Here is an 18843-nt window from a genome sequence, read left to right as displayed (position 1 = left end):
TTATTTAATGGTTTGTTATATGGATTAGTTATTTGCTTATTAAAATTTAATTTCGACTTTTGAATCTTTACTGACATTAAACTTAGCGTCCGCATACGCCGGAGGTCCCATGAATCCTTTTGCATTGTTTGAAGCGGCATATTCTTCTGATGGAATTCCCATTGCATTTCTGTCAAGCTTTCCGTTAATGTTTTCATCATGATAGGTTGAGATCGCATATTCTCCCGCAGGAAGATTTTCAAAAGTTACAACCGCCTGATTGTTTTTAATTTCAGAAGCAAGACTTTTGTAAGTTGTTTTAAGAAAAGTTCCGTCTGAATTATATAATCCTACTTTAACAACTCCTGTATCATTTTTTAAGCCTGAAACAGCAACAGTTAATTTTACATTTTGTGCAGACATTAAGCTGCAGATAAATAAAATAGTTATGGTAATAATTTTGGTCATGATTTCTTTTTTTTTAAGGTTCTAAATTACTAAGGTTCTGAGGTTCTAAGTTTTTTATTGATGATTAAAACTCTGTTGTTAATTTATACTTCAAAAGTATGTTGGTTTTTACTCTTTAAAAATTAAATGATACCGAGTTGTCGAATTTGATGACTGAATTGTTTTTTTAAGCTACTAAGGTTCTAAGCTATTATCCCGATAGTTATCGGGACTAAGTTTTTTTCTTAGCACCTTAGAACCTTAGCATCTTAGCATCTATAAATTTTTCAACTGATTCTCATTTTTATTCTGGCTGATAGTCCAGAAGAAACCTACGAAGAAGAATCTATCAGCTGTAGGCACAATAGCTTGTCTTTGATATACTCCGTTTGGATCTGGCAGTTTTGCATAATCATATCCAAATATATTTTGTGTCCCTAAAATGTTTGAAACAGAGAAATAAAGGATTTTTTGCGTTGTCAGCAAATACGCCCAGTTGAAACTCAAACTATTGTATGATTTTGTTTTTCCGTTCATAAATTGCGTTTGGTTTGGATCATTGTACGGACGTCCTGAACTGAAACTGTTTGTAAAGCCAATTTGCGATTTCCAGTCGGTAATAAAATATTTAGTTACGACAGACAAACTGTGATTAGCAACAAAACTTGGCGTCGCCATATTTGGAAAGTTTTTATATTGTCTTTCTGAATCGATATAAGAATAAGAAATCCAGTACTCTAAGTTTTTATACAAATTACTGTCTCTCCAAAACAAATCGATACCTTTTGCATATCCTGAACCGTTGTTATTGAATACTGAATTGTATTGAATATCTCTCGTATCATATTGCACTAAATTGTCATACTCTTTATAATAAGCCTCTGCTCTAAAAGTCTGTCCTGGTTTTGTGAATTGATAATTCAGGATATAATGTCTTGCTTTTTCACTTTCAAATTGATGGTATTTTGAATATTTAATATAATCAACAACAGGCGTTTGCGAAAAATCTCCGTAAGCAAAAGAAAACTGGCTGCTTTTTGAAACTTTGTATGCCAATGAAGCTCTCGGCGCAATATTATTTTCGTTTAGCAAACTATTATTTGAATATCTCAATCCGACTTTCATCGCCAGTTTTTTAGAAAATAGAATATCTCCTTCGGTATATGCTGCAAAAATGTTCGAATCGTATCCGTTTGCCACATCAATAGAAACATTATCATTTACATTTTCATTGAACTTTGTTATGAAATAATCTGTACCAAAAGACAATTTAAAATAGTTTGAAACTTTTTTCTGCAATTTTAATTTCAGCTGAGCAGCATTTTCGTTGTTGTCAACATCAGTGATATTGTATGTGATTTTATTTTTGCTGTAACCATAGCTAATTCCAGAAGTCAATTGCCAGCCAGTTCCAAAAGTTCCTTTATAAGAAGAATTCAAATAAAAGTTATTGTTGTTCATATCTGTTCTAATTGGATTTTCAAAATTGATATTCTTCTGATTTAAATCGAATTTTTCTGAATCGAAAGAAGCATATAATTTGAAAATTCCATTTGTAAAATTATACCTGTAAACCGTTTCTCCTCCAAGCGACTGATACGGATTATTCCAATCTACATTTTGAGGAATTACAGCCTGATAAGGCGCCAAGTTCACATACATCATATTTACACTCAAAGAACTTTTCTTGAATTTTTGTGTATTTCCTAAGCCCAAACCAACAGTCATAAATGAAATATCTGTTTTTTCATGATCTTCTTCATCATTAGTATTCAAAAGCAAAACACTTGATAAAGCTTCACCATATTCTGCAGAGTAACCTCCGGTAGAAAAAGCAATTCCGCTGAACAAGAAAGGAGAAAATCGGCTTCTTGTAGGCAAATTATTTGTTGTTGCTCCGTAGGGTTGCGCAACGCGAATGCCGTCAACAAAAGTCTGCGTTTCGCTGGCTTCTCCACCACGCACAAACAAACGTCCGTCCTCACCTACATTCTGTGTTCCAGGCAAAGTCTGCAAAGCTGCTATAATATTTCCAGCAGAACCTGCTGTAGTTACAATATCTAAAGGTTTCAAAACCGAAACTCTCGCTTTATCACCAGATTCTAATGTTCCGGCAGTAATAACAACAGCATCGAGCGTGTTAACATTTTCTCTTAATTTGATTGTTTGGTCTTTGTAATTCGCAACATCAATTTCTTGTTTGAAAGTTTCAAAAAGTAAAAAACTTACCACAATAAACTTATTTCCTGTTTCACTGGTTTGAAAAGAAAAGTCTCCCGTTTCAGAACTTGTTGCTCCGTCATAAGTTCCGTCAATATAGATATTTGCGCCAGCAACCGGTTTTCCTTTTTGGTCTACCACTTTTCCTGAAATAGTACTTTGGGCAAAAGAAAAAATGCTTGTTAATAATAAAATAAAAGTAATTCTAGTTTTCATGATATTGGTTTTTGATGGAGCAAATGTATTTTAACATTTCTTGTTAAAAAATATTAAATAACCCAATTGTAGAATTTCGGGGATGAGTTGTAAAATACTTATTTGTATCTTAGCTGTAGTGTTTCTAAAACTATTAACTATGTCAGAAAGTAAAAGAGTTTCGAATTTATATCAATCCATTTATAATGGAAATCCGTGGCTTGAAGTTACCTTAGCAGATACTTTAAAAGATATAACTGCAGCTCAGGCTTATAAAAAAATCAACCCTAATTTAAACACAATTTGGGAAATTGTCAATCATTTAATACAATGGAGAAGAAACATTTTAAAACGTGTTCAAGGAGAAATAATTACAACTCCCGATCATAATTATTTTGTGCCAATTTTAGATTCATCTGAGCCAGCTTGGGAACAATCACTACAAAGTTTGGCAAAATCTCAGGAATTATGGAATGATTGTCTGAGTAATTTTAATGATGCCGATTTTGATAAAATAGATCAAAATAATAATCATAACTTTTATGAAGATATTCACGGAATTATTCAGCACGATGTTTATCATTTAGGGCAAATTGTTATTTTGAAGAAACTGCTTTAATTTAACTCTAACACATAGAAACATAAATTTTTATAAACTATAAAGAGAATTTTTAAAAATCTAGATTTTACACATTGCTATGTGCATTTATGAAAATAAAATTCCTTTACTACGTTCGAAAGCTATGTTTCTATGTGTTAAACAATAAAAATATCATGAAAAAATCAATACTATTATTTGCATTTTTACTTTTAAATGCAATCGGATTTTCTCAAGAAACTGAAGTAAAATATGATGAAGCTTTAGCCAAATCTCTTCATGCCGACGAATACGGAATGAAAAAATATGTTTTCTGCTTATTAAAATCAGGAACCAATACAACAGCTTCAAAAGAAGAAACTAAAAAATTATTTGAAGGTCATATGGCAAACATCGGCAAACTTGCCAAAGAAGGAAAACTAGTTGTTGCCGGACCTTTCATGAAAAACGACCGAAATTATCGTGGTATTTACGTTTTTAATGTAGAAACTATTGAGGAAGCAAAAGCACTTGTTGCCACCGATCCGGCAATAAAAGCAAATTTACTCGAAGCCGAATTAACGCCTTGGTACTGCACCGCAGCTTTGCAGGAAACTGTGAAAATTCATGAAAAGATTGCCAAGACGAAAATGTAAATAATGAAAACAGAAAAAGAAAAAATGATCTCTGGCGAATATTACAATGCCTTTGATCCAGAATTACTTAAAGGTCGAAGAGCTGCAAAAAACCTTTTGCATAGCCTAAATGTAAAAGAATATCGGGTTACTAAAAAAGCAAAAGAAATTTTAAAAGAACTGATTCCGAATGCGGGAGCTGGTCTATATATTGAACCTCCTTTTCATTGTGATTACGGTTATAATATTTTCTGTGGAGAAAACGTTTATTTCAATGTAAATTGTGTTGTTCTGGACTGTGCGCCGGTAAATATTGGCTCAAATGTATTTATTGCGCCAAATGTTCAAATTTATACTGCCTCACATCCGCTTGACGCTGAATTAAGGAAAACGCTTGAAAATGCTTATCCTGTTACTATTGGAGACGATTGTTGGGTTGGCGGAAATTCAGTTATTTGTCCTGGCGTAACAATCGGAAAAGGTTGCGTTATTGGCGCTGGATCTGTCGTAACAAAAGATATTCCAGACAATTCACTTGCTGTTGGAAATCCGGCAAAAGTTATTCGAAAATTAAATCAAGAACCTGAATCTACTAAATAATGCTTACCCTTAATAAAGTTCATCATATTGCCATTTTATGCTCTGATTACGAAAAATCGAAATATTTCTACACTCAGATTCTGGGTTTAACCATTATTCGCGAAATTTATCGTGAAGAACGCCAGTCTTATAAATTAGATTTAGCTTTAAATGGTTCTTATGTTGTTGAATTATTTTCCTTTCCAAATCCGCCACAAAGACCTTCAAGACCTGAAGCTGTTGGTTTGCGACATTTGGCTTTTGAGGTTATTAATCTAGAAGAAACTATTGCTTTTTTAAACTCGAAAAATATTGAATCTGAACCGATTAGAATCGACGAAACAACTGAAAAGCGTTTTACTTTTATTGCAGATCCTGATTTGTTACCGATTGAGTTTTATGAGCGCTAAATTTTTATAGGAACAAAGCGACAAAGAGACAAAGTTGCAAAGGTTCCTCTTTCATTTAATGATTAGTTAAGCGCAATTGTCATTTCTCGTTCCTCGAAATGACAAGTTTGGGTTTAATTCCTAGTTTTAAGAGAAAAAACCTTTGCAACTTTGTCACTTTGCAACTTTGTCCCCAAAAATAAGCGATATTCAACAAAAAAACAAAGAAAGAATTTTCTTGCTTTAATAATTTTAACATATATTAAAGACCGATTATTATTAAAAAACAGATTTGATTGTCTAATTTTGTGAAATCGCAAATAATATCTTGCGACTACAAAATTACTTCTGATGAACAAAACGGCGCAAATCAAAAAAAATCATCAATTAATCAAACTCAGAAAATTAGTTATTGTTTCTATTTTAATTGGCTTTCTTTCTGCTTTCCTCGGAATTTCATTAAAAAAAATAACAGAGTATTACGAAGAAATTTTCTTTCATGAAGTAACTATTCATCCGATATTTTATATCGTATTTCCCGTTTTTGGTTTATCGGTAATTTATTTTTTAAGACAATATCTTTTCAAGAAAAAAGAAAATAAAGGAATTAAAGAGGTTTTTGAAAGTACAAATTCAAAATCTAAAAACCTTCCTTCGTATAAAATTCCATCACACTTTATCAATGGATTATTAACAGTTATTTTCGGAGGCTCTACAGGAATCGAAGTTTCTACTGTTGTTGCTACAGCGACGATAGGCTCAGTTGCTCACGAAAAAGAAAATGTTTTTCGTCAATACAAAACCGAATTAATCTGCGCCGGAGTTGCAGCCGGTGTTACAGCACTTTTTAGTAGTCCAATTGCGGGAGTTTTATTTGCACTTGAAGTAATTTCCAGAAAAGTGACACGAGCTTTTATAATTTCAAATGTAATTGCAGTTTCAATTGCTTTTGGTTTATTAACCATTTTAAAAGAAGAACCATTATTTGCCGTTTCAATCGAAACATGGAATTTAAAAGCAATTCCATACTTCATTCTTTTAGGAATCTTGGCCGGAATTAATTCTGTTTATTTAACACGTTGCGTATTATTCTTCAAATCACAATTTGGAAAAATTGATACACATTACTATAAAATTCTAATTGGTTCAGTTGTTTTGAGCGTTTCCTTGTTTATTTTTCCTCAATTATATGGTGAAGGTTATCATGCAATAAAAGGAATTTTTGGTAATTCAAACCAGCTTCCGTTGACTATAACTTTAGCCTTAACATTTATCGGAATACTAATTCTAAAACCAATTGTTACCTCAATTACATTAGCTTCTGGTGGAGATGGTGGCGTTTTTGCGCCAAGTTTATTTATAGGCGCTTTTTTGGGATTATTATTAGCATCCACCTTAAACAGCTTTTTCCATGTAAATGTAATTCCGATTAATTTTATGATTATTGGAATGGCAGCAGTTTTGAGTGCGAGCATTCATGCACCTTTTACTGCAATTTTCTTAGTTTGCGGATTAACAAATGATTATACTTTATTTTTCCCAATTCTTGCAGTTTGTCTGATTTCAAAATACACTGCAAAAATGATTTATCCTTATACCGTATATAGTTATTCGCCAAGTTTAGTTAAATAATTTCCAAACTAAATCTAGAGATTAAAAACATCTACCAAAATATATTTAAAAGCATAACGAGCAAAATAATACCACATTATGCCAACTGAAAAAATTAAAAGAAGCTACCGCAAAACACGCTACATTCTATACAAAGAAACATTAATCGATTATAAAGAACATTTCTGGTCCTTTTTAGGATCATTTGTTGGAATTGGAATTTTAGCATACGTTCAATCGATGCATTTTTCGGGAAGTGATGCTGTTTATTTGATTGGTTCTTTTGGAGCTTCGAGCGTTTTAGTTTACGGAATTATTCAGAGTCCGTTTTCTCAACCCCGAAATTTGATTGGCGGTCATTTAATCTCCGCACTTGTTGGTGTCACGGTTCATAAATTGGTTCCCGATATTATGTATATCGCCGCTCCACTTGCCGTTTCGATTGCCATAATTTTAATGCAGATTACCAAAACACTTCACCCACCTGGAGGAGCAACAGCTTTGATTGCTGTTATTGGAACCGAAAAAGTAAAATCTTTAGGTTATATGTATGTCATTTCTCCGGTTCTAGTTGGTGTTTTGATTTTGTTTTTAACGGCTTTGGTATTTAATAATATGACTTCCAGCAGAAGTTATCCGAGTCACAGTACTTATCACAAACATTATCATAAAATTCGAAAAAGGTTAGCGAGAAAGTAATTTTATTTTTATAGTTTTTCACCCTGAGCGATCTCGAGACTTTGGGAGAAAGGTTTTCCTATTGGATTTAGGCTTCGAGTTCGCTAAGCCTGACAAACTAATTGAAAATCAATTTTTTAAAATCTTTTCAACAAATCTTAATTCATAATTCGTATTTCGTTTTTTATATTTTACCTTTGACCTCTCAATAAAAACAAAGATTATGGTTTATAAATTTAGAGTTATTCTAGACGCCGAAGAAGATATTTTCAGAGACATTGCTATTCTTGAGGACGATACACTTGAGGATTTACACAATGCAATCTTCAACGCTTTTGGTTTTGACGGATCAGAAGTGGCTTCATTTTATACTTGTGATGATACTTGGAATCAAGAAGATGAAATTCCTCTTTTTGATACAGGAGATGTTCCTGGAGAAATGAGAACCATGAGCGATTATCCATTGTCTAGTATTTTAGATAAAGAAAACACAAAAATTATTTACGTTTACGATTTCATCAGTATGTGGACTTTCTTAGTAGAATTGGCTGCGGTTGAAGATGAGACGGTTGGCGCAACTTATCCTGAAACTTTATTCTCTCACGGAGAAATGCCAGACGAAGCTCTTGAAAAAAACTTCGAAGCCGATGACATGCACAATGATATCTACGGAGAATTTGAAGACGATTTAGACGAAGACGATCTTGATATGTTTAAAGGCGATGACAGCTTCGAAGATTATGGATTTGAGGAGAATTGGAACTAATTTAAGGTTCTAAGGTTCTAAGATGCTAAGTTACTGAGGTTTTATTTTGAAAGTTTTTTCTTATTTTTAATTCTTCGAATTAAAAATATTAAATATGAGTAATTTTAGAAATCTTCTTATTTGGCAGAAATCAATTGCCTTAACAACCAAAATTTATTTTTCAACAAACAATTTTCCTAAAGAAGAAATCTTTGGATTAACTTCACAAATTAGACGCAGTTCAATTTCTATTCCCAGTAATATTGCAGAAGGATTTGGTAGAGAAAGCGATAAAGATCTTTTACGTTTTTTAAACATTTCTGTTGGATCACTATTCGAAATGCAGACGCAATTAGAGATTGCAAAAAATATATCTTATATAAAAGAAGACGATTTTAACAAATTATATGAGGATAGTCGAGAGGTCGAAAGAATGTTAGTTTCTTTTATAAAAAAAGTAAAAGATAGAAACTAAACCTTAGTACCTTAGCAACTTAGAACCTCAGCACCTATACACACATGATAAATCTTTTCAACACCCACATCGACACGCTTTCGATACACCGCGTAGGAAACAAAAGCCGTAATGAAGCTATTTTTTTATCAGAGCAACCATTTAATTTAAATGATGAGATTGTTCCTTTGATAAAAGAATTCTTTTTTAAGCCTTTTAGAGAGAAAGAAGAAAACTACTATCAGTTTGCACACGAAGTGGACTTGGACTACAACGACATGTTTAAATATGCAACTGAGATTTTTGATAATCCGTCAAATGTTCATGAGGTTTCTAAAAACATCACAAAACATTTATTTGAACAGTCAAATCATCCGCATATTAAAAACGGAGAAGTTTATGTAACGTATTTGACAAACCTAAGTATCGATAATAATGTTGTCGATGCAATCGGAATTTTCAAAAGCGAATTACAAGCCGACTTTTTACAGTTTGAAGAAAACGGAAGCAACCTTGAAATGATTTTACAACAAGGAATCAACTTGAGTAAATTAGATAAAGGATGTTTGATTTTTAACTACAAAAAAGAAGAAGGATACAAAATCCTAACTGTAGACAGCAACCGTTATGATGCGCGTTACTGGTTAGAGCACTTTTTATCTGTTGATGCTTTTGAAGATGAAAATTTCATCACTAAAAAATATTTAAAATTCTGTCAAAACTTCGCAAAAGACGTTGTTTTGCCTGCAGAAGACAAGAAAGAGGAAGTAATGTTTATGAACCGATCTGTGAATTATTTTGCTAAAAATGATCAGTTTGAAGAGCAGAATTTCTTGAATGAAGTATTAGACAATCCTGATTTGATTCCAGAATTTAAAAACTATAAAGTTGATAAAGGAGAAAAATACAGCATCGAAGATGTAACCTCATTCCCAATTGCTAACGCAGCTGTTTCTGACGCTAGAAAATCGATTAAAAATGTGATTAATTTAGATACTCACATTCAGATCAAAATGGATTTCATCAATCCTGAAAGTGCAGAAAAATTTGTTGAAAAAGGCTGGGATGAAGAAAAACAAATGTATTACTACTTAGTTTACTTCAACAAAGAAGAAAAAAGCTAAGAAGTTTTCATTTTCTATTACTTACTTACTAAAACAGAAAACGGCAGTTATAATTATAACTGCCGTTTTTTTATTGAAATTGATTTTCTAAAATAAAGCGAAAATCGATTTTAAAATATCATCATAGACTTGTTTGTCTCTCTCGCCTGCTCTTGCCAAAACCCGGATTCCAGAATAATTGTTAAAAATAAAACGAGCTAAAGATCGAGCTTCTTGCTTATCGGAAATCTGTCCAGACTCCTGCCCTTTTTTTATGGCCTGATAAAAAACTTCTTCAACCGCTTTCTGATTGTCATGAACAATTTTTCCAATTTCAGGATCATGCATCGCCAATTCAACCGCTGAGTTTACCATAAAACAACCTTTTGTTATTCGATCCTGAAGGCTTTCTATAACGGCTTGTTTAAAAATTTCAGTTAAAGCAGTTTTAATATTTTCAGCATTTTCAAAAAGCAATTTAAGACTCTCCTCATTTTGCTGCTGATATCGTTGCAATGACTTCACAAAAAGCTTTTGCTTATCGCCAAAAGTGTCATACAAACTAGAACGGCTTAAACCTAAATGCGTTACCAAATCCTGAGCAGAAGTTCCGTTGTAACCTTTGTGCCAAAAAATCTCAATTGCTTTATCTAAAGCCTGATCTTCGTTAAATTCTTTCGTTCTAGCCATCGCTTCAAAGTTAAATTCTCTTCCAAAGATACAAAAAATACGGAACAATCGTTCCTGAATTGGTCAAAAAAATTATAATACTGTATTTACAGTAAGTCCACCGTCAACAACAATTTCAGTTCCTGTTATGAATGAAGCATCATCAGAAGCTAAGAAACTGATTGTTTTTGCAACTTCAGTAGCTTGTCCAAAACGTTTCAATAAAATCTTTTGTCCTAAAGCTGCTCCTAAACCTTCAACTTCTTCTTTTTCTAAACCAACTTTACCGTATAAAGGAGTTTCGATTGGACCAGGAGAAACTGCATTTACTCTGATTTTTCTTGGTGCTAATTCTGCCGCAAAAATTCTGTTTAATGATAAAACTGCTGCTTTACTTGCTCCATAAACACTTGAACCTGGCATTCCTAATTGCGCATTTACTGAAGTATTAAAAATAATAGAACCACCATCGTTTAAAATTGGCAACACTTTTTGAACAGTAAAATAAACTCCTTTTACATTCACATTCATAATACTGTCGTAATGATCTTCTGAAGCAGAATCAACTGGAGCAAAAGCTGCAATTCCGGCATTTAAAAACAGAATATCTACTTTTCCGAATTTTGATTTTACTTCTTCAACTAAATTATCAATTGATTTTAGATCGGACTGATCTGCAACGATTCCGGTAACGTTCAATTCTGTTTCAGCTTTTGCTAAAGCTTCTTTATTTCTTCCTGTTACAATTACCTTTGCACCTTTTACTACTAAATCAGCTGCTGCTGCATATCCAATTCCACTGTTTCCTCCTGTCACGATTGCCACTTTGTTTTCTAAATTTTTCATTTTTATTTGTTTTTAAGTTATTGATTATTCAATTATTATGGTACAAAGATACAATAACGGAACGATCGTTCCGTTATTGTTTTTGTTAACATTTAGTTAAAGTTTTAAAGATTCGTTTTCAACCCCTTATTAATAAAGGAAATACCTATCACACCATAAGCGAAAGAAATTATAAAATGTCGGCGATTCTTAATATTTGCTTAATTTTGTAATTCCTAAAAACAAAAACACATGGAACGTCTTTTACCACATGAAAGCCCTTTCGAAACCATAATCTCATTCCATAAATTAATTGAGTCCTTTGAGGAGATTGCTTTATCAGATGTCGATTATCGATCTAACTACGCCAAAGCGATTTTAAAAGAAGTTGAGCCATTTCCGGAATTCAGAACTGGAATTCATGATTATAATATCATTAAAAACAACGAAGGATTAATCAAAAATATAGTAGCCGATTTATTTCCAACTGCATTAACGCATAACGAAATAAAAGCAATTACAATTCCGTTTCAAAACGTGTCTTTCAATTACACAGAACGTTTCAAAAAAATTCTGCGTAATGCCGGAGATGAATTCTATATGGAAATTCGTGATTTTGATGATCATCAATTTTACATCAACAACTGCTGTTTAATATTGGCCTATTATTACAATCAGAAAATTGATTTCAACAAGCCTTTCTTTTATGATATTCCAGATGAACAAGGAATTGAAAAGCACTATAGAATTCTCTACAATGCTGATTTCATGGAAATCACTCCAACAGAAAGAGCCGTAGAATTAACGCAGGACGATATTGATCAATTAATTGATAATTACAATGATATCGATTTATGGAAATCTAAATTTCCAAAACGAAGCTGGATTCTAAAAGGTTTTGGAATGGTTTCTTTATTTGATGCAACAACCGAAAGTGCTATTTCAAATCTGAAAAGTAATTTATTAAAACCTGATTCTGAAGCCGCTTCTTCAAATGAAATCATACTTGCTATTTTTAAATCTATTTTTAAAATTCCAAGTCTAAAAGTAGGTTTCATTATTTATAATCCTGAAGAAGAAAAATTCATTAAGCCTGTAAAGTTTGATAATCAGATGCAAAGTTTTCTTTTGAACACAGATGAAGAAGTCGATTGTAAAAATGCTTTTTTTGGCTGCTCATTTGAAAATCTTTTGCACAATAAAGAACCTTTTGTGATTTCGAATGTTGAAAAATTCATTGAGGAATCTCCAAATAAAAGACTTGGCGAGCATTTACTAAAACAAGGCATCAAAAGCTGTGTTTTTGCGCCAGTCATGAAAGACGAACAATTGTTGGGTGTTGTAGAATTAGTTTCTGAGCATCCAAGAGATTTAAATAGTGTCAATGCGACAAAACTAGAATTAATTCTTCCGTATTTAACCGATACTATTGATCGTTATAATACCGATATGCAGCATCAGATTGAGGCTATTATCCAGCGTGAATATACCACGATTCACCCTAGTGTTTATTGGAAATTCCGAAAAGAATCACAGAATTATTTTCAAAATATCAATCACACAAAAGATTATATTTTTAAAGAAATTGTTTTTAAAAACGTGTATCCGTTATACGGACAAATCGACATTAAAGGCTCATCTGAACATCGAAATGAAACCGTAAAAATTGATTTAAAAAATCAACTTACGGCTCTTTTGGAAATTTTCGACAATCAAAAACCAAATACGAATCTGGTACTTTTGGAACAAAGAAAATTTGAGTTGGAATCACTCCGAAGCGAATTAGATTTTCCTTTAAAAGCAGATACTGAACAACATATTCAACGTTATATCGAAGAAGAAATTCATCCGATACTAAAAAACACAAATAGCAATGCCAAAAACGAAAAATTAGAAGCTTTGTACTTTGAAAGTCTTGACGAAAAAACGGGTCTGTTTTATCAGGAAAGAAAAAAGTTTGATAACGCAATGTCGATCATCAACAAAAAATTAGCTTCAGTTTTAGATAAAAAACAATTAGATGCACAACAAATTTATCCGCACTACTACGAACGTTTTAAAACGGATGGCGTTGAGCATAATTTATACATTGGAGCTTCAATTTCGCCTACAAAACCTTTCGATATTATGTATTTGCACAATCTGAGATTATGGCAATTACAAACGTTATGCGAAATGGAATTGGAACATCATCAACTTAAAGAATCGCTTCCATACGAATTGGATGTGACTTCTTTGATTTTGGTTTTTAGTTCTCCGCTTTCAATTCGTTTCAGAATGGATGAAAAACGCTTTGATGTTGACGGAACTTATAATGCAAGATATGAAGTCGTGAAAAAACGAATCGACAAATCAAACATTAAAGGAACTAAAGAACGAATTACCGAGAAAGAAAAAATTACGATTGTGTATTCTCAAAACAACGAAGAAACCGAATATTTGAAGTATATCAAATACCTACAGCACAAAAAAATACTTGAACCTGCCATCGAGCAGTTTGAAGTAGAAGATTTGCAAGGTGTTTCAGGCTTGAGAGCCATTCGTGTAAAAGTGATCAATAATACTGCAAATCCAACAGCAAAAAAAATCACTTATCAGGATTTATTAGATGAGCTCAACTAAATTAGTTGAGCTTTTTTTTATATGCTAACCTCTTTAAAAGCAATTACAAAAGCGATTACAGTAATAATTATTCCTATCATAAAAAGATTGTAGGCAATACGCAATAAATTATATTTTCGCTGCAAAACCAATCCCAGATAATACAAATCTTTGATCATTGTTGAATATAAATAATCTCTGTCCTTCATCATTTCATTCATTGCCCAGTCATATTCTTCAAAAGGCATTTTGTAGAAATTCCCAAAAAACATCAAATTCACTTTTTTAGCTTCGACATCGTCGCGCGTAAAAAAACCTGAAGTTACTTTCGGTCTTGTAGAAAGAATGGCAAAAATAATTGTGATTACGCTTGATATAAGCATTATAAATGTCGGAATTACCAAATGTGCATTTTTAGGGCTATCTAATTTTGGAATAATTGACGAAAGTGCAATCGAAATAATAATGGCATTTACAGATAACAAAATATTTGCTTTACTGTCGGCAATGCCACTTAAACGTGTATGATTTCCAAGCGTAACGCGAAACAAAGTGTCAATTCCACGTTCTGGTTTTTCGGATTTTTCAGCCTTTTCTTTCTTTTTATTTTCTTCATCAATTGCCGAAGCGGCTTTCAATTCCTGTTTGTTGATTTTTTTCTGAATTAAAATCAGGTTTTTTTCTTTTAAAGGCTGCCATTTCCTTAAGGCATAATCAGTATAAAAACGGTGTTTATTCAAAAGAAAATTAAAATTCTCTTTTGTCCATTCCGAATTTGAAAAACTTGCAATACCTGTATTTTTTAGTTCTAAACGAAGCAATTCGCAAGTAGTAACATATTCTGCTCCCATTAAATGGGCGTAATCAGCATCTTTAATAATTTTTTCCAAATGCGTTGTAGGCACATATTCTTTGGTCGTCGCCAAAATTAAGCTGGAAACTTTCGCAATAAATTCTTCTGATTGTCCTTTTTCTTTTAAAAAAGCTTCAGCAATTTTCACACTTTCTTTTTCGTGATGCTCATAACCTTCAATATATCCCGTATCATGAAACCATGCAGCTGCTAAAAGCGCTTTTTTATCATCGTCATTAACATCTTCTTTTTTACACAACTCTTTTACCGCAGTAACTACAGTTAAAGTATGGTTAAAATTATGATAAGAATATAAATTAGAAAGTTTATCTTTGAGTAAATTACTGACGAAGTCTTCGCATTGTTCTATTAGATTCATAAAGAATATTTTTAATACCACTAAATTATGAAATTGTTTTTGGATAATCATTTTATTGCCAAGATTAAAAACTTTTCTTTGGCAATAATCGCCATAACCCTCCTATATTCTTGTGCAACACGCAAGGCACAATACGGAAAAAATGTAAGCGCCAACGAAACAGAAAACGCTACTGATACTATAAAAATTGCCCATACCTTCTATTTAGTTGGAGATGCAGGAAACGCCGATGAAGAACAAGCCCAGCAAACGCTAGAGCTTTTGCATCAGAAGCTAAAAAAATCGGGTAAAAAATCAACGCTCTTATTTTTGGGAGACAATATTTATTCGAAAGGTTTTCCGAGTGAAAAAAATGCAGATGAAGAAGATTTAGCCAAAACGAAATTAACCAATCAGCTAAAATTAACTGAAGGTTTTAAAGGAAAAACCATTTTTATTCCCGGAAATCATGATTGGTATAGCGGCATCAAAGGCCTGGAACGTCAAGCTGATTTTGTAACTAAATATCTAAATGACAAAAAAGCATTTCTGCCAAGAAAATCCTGTCCTATTGAAGATGTGAAAATTGACAGTACTGCAACGTTGGTTACTATTGATAGTGAATGGTTTTTAGAAGACTGGAACAATCATCCAACCATAAATGACAATTGCGACATTAAAACCAGAGAAGCTTTTTTTGATGAACTCGAAAACATTTTAAATAAAAATCAGGAGAAAACTGTAATTCTGGCGATCCATCATCCGTTATTGAGCAACGGAACGCACGGCGGACAGTTTTCAATGGAAAAACAATTATTTCCGCTAGAGAAAAAAATTCCACTTCCTATTATTGGTTCTTTCATTAATTTATTGCGAAAAACATCTGGCGCAAGTCCGCAGGATCTTCAAAATAAGCAATATACAATTTACGCAAAAAGAATAAAAACACTTTTGCAAAAACAGAAAAATGTTATTGTCGTTTCTGGACACGATCATAATCTGCAATACATTAGCAAAGAAAATATTCAGCAAATTATAAGTGGTGCAGGATCAAAATCAGAGGCAGCGCGAGCTATTAGTGAAAATGATTTTTCATATGGCGGAAATGGGTACGCAACGTTGACTTTATTTAAAAGTGGCGACGCTAAAGTTTCTTATTTTGGAAATGAAAACAACAAAGAAAAATTGCTTTTTGAACACGAAATCATAAAAGCGAAAGAGATTAACTGGGCAGCCGATATTCCGAATACTTTCCCGCCAAAAATTACGACTTCGATTTACACAAGAGATATGACGGATAAAAGTATGTTTCACAGATTTTTATTCGGACAACATTATAGAAAATATTACAGCACACCTATAGAAGCCAGAGTTGCTACTGTAGATACATTGATGGGCGGTTTGAAACCGATTCGCGAAGGGGGCGGACACCAATCTATTTCGTTAAGAATGTCAGATCCTAAAGGACGTGAATATGTAATGCGAGCCATGAAAAAAAGCGCAACAGTATTTTTACAATCCGTTGCCTTTAAAGATCAATATATTGTAAACGATTTTGAAAAAACCTATACCGAAAACTTTTTATATGATTTCTATACGACTTCACATCCTTATGCTCCCTATGTAACAGGAAGTATGTCGGATCAAATTGGACTTGCTCACACGAATCCGATTTTATATTATATTCCGAAACAAAAAGGACTGAAAGAGTTTAATGCCAGTTTTGGAGATCAGCTGTATATGGTTGAAGAACGTCCGGCAGATAATCATTTGGATGCGAAGAATTTTGGAAATCCATCCAATATTATCAGTACAGATGATATGATGATGAATCTTCACAAAGATGAAAAATACTCCGTCGATCAAAAAGAATATATAAAAGCCCGTTTGTTTGATATATTGATTGGTGACTGGGACCGACATAGTGATCAATGGCGCTGGGGCGAATATAAAGTAGGTGACAAAGTTATTTACAAGCCAATTCCGCGTGACCGTGACCAGGCTTTTGTGAAATACGACGGCGCTTTACTTTCGCTTATTATGAATATGCCACCACTTCGTCATATGCGAACTTTTAAAGGCGACAGAATCAATGTAAAATGGCTTGGAAGAGAACCTTATCCAATGGATTTGGCTTTTTTAAGAACGGCTGAAGAAAAAGACTGGATCGAACAAGCAAAATATATTCAGGAAAATTTATCAGATGCTGATATTGATGCTGCATTTAATAACATGCCAAAGGAAGTTCAGGACGAGACAGTTGATGAAATTAAACAGAAATTAAAAAGCAGAAAGAATGACCTTCAAAAATACGCTTCTGAATATTTTGATGTTTTGAGCCGCACGGTAATGATTGCAGGAACAGATAAAAAAGACAAATTTGTAATCAATCACAATGCTAAAAAAAGCATCGAAATTCAGGTCTTCAGAATTAAGAAAGAAGGTGACGATTTGGTTTACACCAAAACAGTAACTGATGATAAAACCGTAAACTTATGGGTTTATGGTTTGGACGATAATGATATTTTTGAAGTAAAAGGAAATCATAAATCGAATATTAAAATTCGTTTGATTGGTGGACAAAACAATGACACTTACAATATCGAAAACGGCAGAAAGGTTATTGTTTATGATTTTAAATCAAAAGAAAACACATACAATTTTTCCCGAGGCCTCGGAACTAAAGCTCAAACACAGCTTACAGATGATTATGATGTGAACTTATATAATTATGAAAAACCAAAATATAATGTCATTTCCGGTTTGCCAAATATTGGATATAATCCAGATGATGGCGTAAAAGTGGGTATTAACTTAAATTATACTGTAAATAATTTCAAACAGAATCCTTATACGCAAAAACATACTGTTAACGCCTTTTATTACTTCGCTACCGGAGGTTTAGAATTTAACTATGCAGCGCATTTTCCAGGATTGCTAGGGAAATGGGTTATTGATGTTGATGCACAATATACAACGCCAAACTTTGCGATGAATTATTTTGGTTACGGAAACGAAACTGTAAATAATGACGAGGAATTTGGAATGGATTATAATAGAGTGCGAATTCGAAAATTTAATGTTGCAGGTGCTGCAAGGCACGTGGGGCGTTTTGGAAGTGAATTCAGCATACAGCCAATTCTTCAAAAAATGACTGTCGAGGAAACTCAAGACCGATTTATTGATATTCCGGGAATTGTAAATCCGAATGTATTTGACAGTCAAACTTACGGTGCCTTGAGAGTAAAATATGTTTTCAAAAATTCTGATTTTGTGGCAAAACCTACTTTGGGAATGTATTTTATGCTTTCAGGAATGTGGACTACAAACTTAAGCGACACCAAGCAGAATTTTCCAACTCTTGAAAGTATCTTAGGCTTTACCCATAGAATTGATCATAACGGAAAATTGGTTTTAGCAACATTTCTTAAAGGAAAAGCAATTTTAAACAACAATTTCGACTTTTATCATGGTGCAGCTTTAGGAGGTGACACTGATTTACGTGGATACAGAAACGAACGCTTTTTAGGAAGTTCTTACTTCTCTCAAAGCAGTGACTTGCGTTTCACTCTTGGAAAAATCCACAAAACTGTTGCTCCATTAACATACGGAATTCTAGGTGGTTTTGACTACGGAAGAATTTGGCTTGACGGTGAAAATTCAAGAAAATGGCATCAGGATTACGGCGGAGGATTATGGTTGAATGCTATTAACCTAATAACGGCAAGAATTTCTTATTTCCAGTCTCCTGATGAACCGGGGAGAATTATTTTTGGAGCGGCGTACAGCTTTTAAAAAAAGAGGCTAAGGTTCGAAGTTTTTTCTTAGAGCGCATTAAAAAACAGCCAGGAATTTATGAATTCCTGGCTGTTTTTTTCAAATAAAAACTTAATCCTTAGCACCTTAGAACCATAGAAACTCAATT

16 protein-coding genes are annotated in these 18843 nt (G+C 33.0%); 11 read left to right on the top strand and 5 right to left on the bottom strand.

The window, feature by feature from the left end; genetic code table 11:
- Window positions 1-39: 39 nt before the first annotated feature.
- Together ACWA1B_RS11055 and ACWA1B_RS11050 are read right to left on the bottom strand one after the other, a co-directional pair.
- The gene (locus tag ACWA1B_RS11055) at window positions 40-447 is read right to left on the bottom strand and encodes a DUF2141 domain-containing protein (protein ID WP_208749473.1); all 408 of its coding nucleotides are present in this window, start codon (window positions 445-447) and stop codon (window positions 40-42) included.
- Between the two features lie 255 nt (window positions 448-702).
- Window positions 703-2862 carry a TonB-dependent receptor gene (locus tag ACWA1B_RS11050; RefSeq protein ID WP_456906816.1) on the bottom strand — a complete coding sequence of 720 codons (2160 nt, stop codon included), beginning with the start codon at window positions 2860-2862 and terminating at the stop codon, window positions 703-705.
- Window positions 2863-3001: 139 nt separating this feature from the next.
- Here ACWA1B_RS11050 and ACWA1B_RS11045 point away from each other — a divergent pair, with 139 nt between their 5' ends.
- The 9 genes from ACWA1B_RS11045 (at window position 3002) to ACWA1B_RS11005 (ending at window position 9633) form a co-directional block, all read left to right on the top strand.
- On the top strand, window positions 3002-3460 hold the full coding sequence (locus ACWA1B_RS11045; protein ID WP_456906814.1) for a DinB family protein: 459 nt from the start codon (window positions 3002-3004) through the stop codon (window positions 3458-3460).
- Window positions 3461-3615: 155 nt separating this feature from the next.
- Window positions 3616-4074, top strand: coding sequence for a YciI family protein (locus ACWA1B_RS11040; protein ID WP_456906812.1), 459 nt, complete (start codon window positions 3616-3618; stop codon window positions 4072-4074).
- A 3-nt stretch (window positions 4075-4077) separates the two neighbouring features.
- Window positions 4078-4653, top strand: a complete 576-nt coding sequence (locus ACWA1B_RS11035) for a sugar O-acetyltransferase (protein WP_456906810.1) — start codon at window positions 4078-4080, stop codon at window positions 4651-4653.
- Window positions 4653-5042, top strand: a complete 390-nt coding sequence (gene gloA2 / locus ACWA1B_RS11030; protein WP_111378296.1) for an SMU1112c/YaeR family gloxylase I-like metalloprotein — start codon at window positions 4653-4655, stop codon at window positions 5040-5042. Before ACWA1B_RS11035 ends, gloA2 begins: the two co-directional genes overlap by 1 nt.
- A 330-nt stretch (window positions 5043-5372) precedes the next feature.
- A complete protein-coding gene (locus tag ACWA1B_RS11025; RefSeq protein ID WP_456906807.1) occupies window positions 5373-6653 on the top strand; it encodes a chloride channel protein in 1281 nt (426 codons plus the stop codon).
- Between the two features lie 78 nt (window positions 6654-6731).
- The gene (locus tag ACWA1B_RS11020; protein ID WP_456906805.1) at window positions 6732-7331 is read left to right on the top strand and encodes an HPP family protein; all 600 of its coding nucleotides are present in this window, start codon (window positions 6732-6734) and stop codon (window positions 7329-7331) included.
- Between the two features lie 202 nt (window positions 7332-7533).
- Window positions 7534-8076, top strand: a complete 543-nt coding sequence (locus ACWA1B_RS11015) for an IS1096 element passenger TnpR family protein (RefSeq protein ID WP_456906803.1) — start codon at window positions 7534-7536, stop codon at window positions 8074-8076.
- Window positions 8077-8170: 94 nt separating this feature from the next.
- The gene (locus ACWA1B_RS11010) at window positions 8171-8530 is read left to right on the top strand and encodes a four helix bundle protein (protein ID WP_456906801.1); all 360 of its coding nucleotides are present in this window, start codon (window positions 8171-8173) and stop codon (window positions 8528-8530) included.
- A gap of 44 nt (window positions 8531-8574) precedes the next feature.
- Window positions 8575-9633: a nucleoid-associated protein gene (locus tag ACWA1B_RS11005; RefSeq protein WP_456906799.1), complete on the top strand. Its 1059-nt coding sequence runs from the start codon at window positions 8575-8577 to the stop codon at window positions 9631-9633.
- An 87-nt stretch (window positions 9634-9720) separates the two neighbouring features.
- Here the strand turns inward: ACWA1B_RS11005 and ACWA1B_RS11000 are convergent, their stop codons facing one another.
- Window positions 9721-10302 (bottom strand): TetR/AcrR family transcriptional regulator, encoded by a 582-nt coding sequence (locus ACWA1B_RS11000; protein ID WP_456906797.1) that lies wholly within the window; start codon window positions 10300-10302, stop codon window positions 9721-9723.
- Window positions 10303-10374: 72 nt separating this feature from the next.
- Entirely contained in the window at window positions 10375-11127 is a 753-nt protein-coding gene (locus tag ACWA1B_RS10995; RefSeq protein WP_456906795.1) for an SDR family oxidoreductase, read from the bottom strand.
- Window positions 11128-11358: 231 nt separating this feature from the next.
- Here ACWA1B_RS10995 and ACWA1B_RS10990 point away from each other — a divergent pair, with 231 nt between their 5' ends.
- Window positions 11359-13728 carry a GAF domain-containing protein gene (locus tag ACWA1B_RS10990; protein WP_456906793.1) on the top strand — a complete coding sequence of 790 codons (2370 nt, stop codon included), beginning with the start codon at window positions 11359-11361 and terminating at the stop codon, window positions 13726-13728.
- A gap of 17 nt (window positions 13729-13745) precedes the next feature.
- On the opposite strand, the gene ACWA1B_RS10985 is transcribed toward ACWA1B_RS10990, so the two are convergent.
- Entirely contained in the window at window positions 13746-14939 is a 1194-nt protein-coding gene (locus tag ACWA1B_RS10985; protein ID WP_456906791.1) for a Pycsar system effector family protein, read from the bottom strand.
- A 27-nt stretch (window positions 14940-14966) separates the two neighbouring features.
- Here ACWA1B_RS10985 and ACWA1B_RS10980 point away from each other — a divergent pair, with 27 nt between their 5' ends.
- Window positions 14967-18713 carry a metallophosphoesterase gene (locus tag ACWA1B_RS10980; protein ID WP_456906789.1) on the top strand — a complete coding sequence of 1249 codons (3747 nt, stop codon included), beginning with the start codon at window positions 14967-14969 and terminating at the stop codon, window positions 18711-18713.
- Window positions 18714-18843 lie beyond the last annotated feature (130 nt).

The organism is Flavobacterium xizangense (assembly GCF_054075145.1).
Note: the sequence above shows the minus strand (reverse complement) of the source record. Positions and strands in the feature narration are given on the sequence as shown.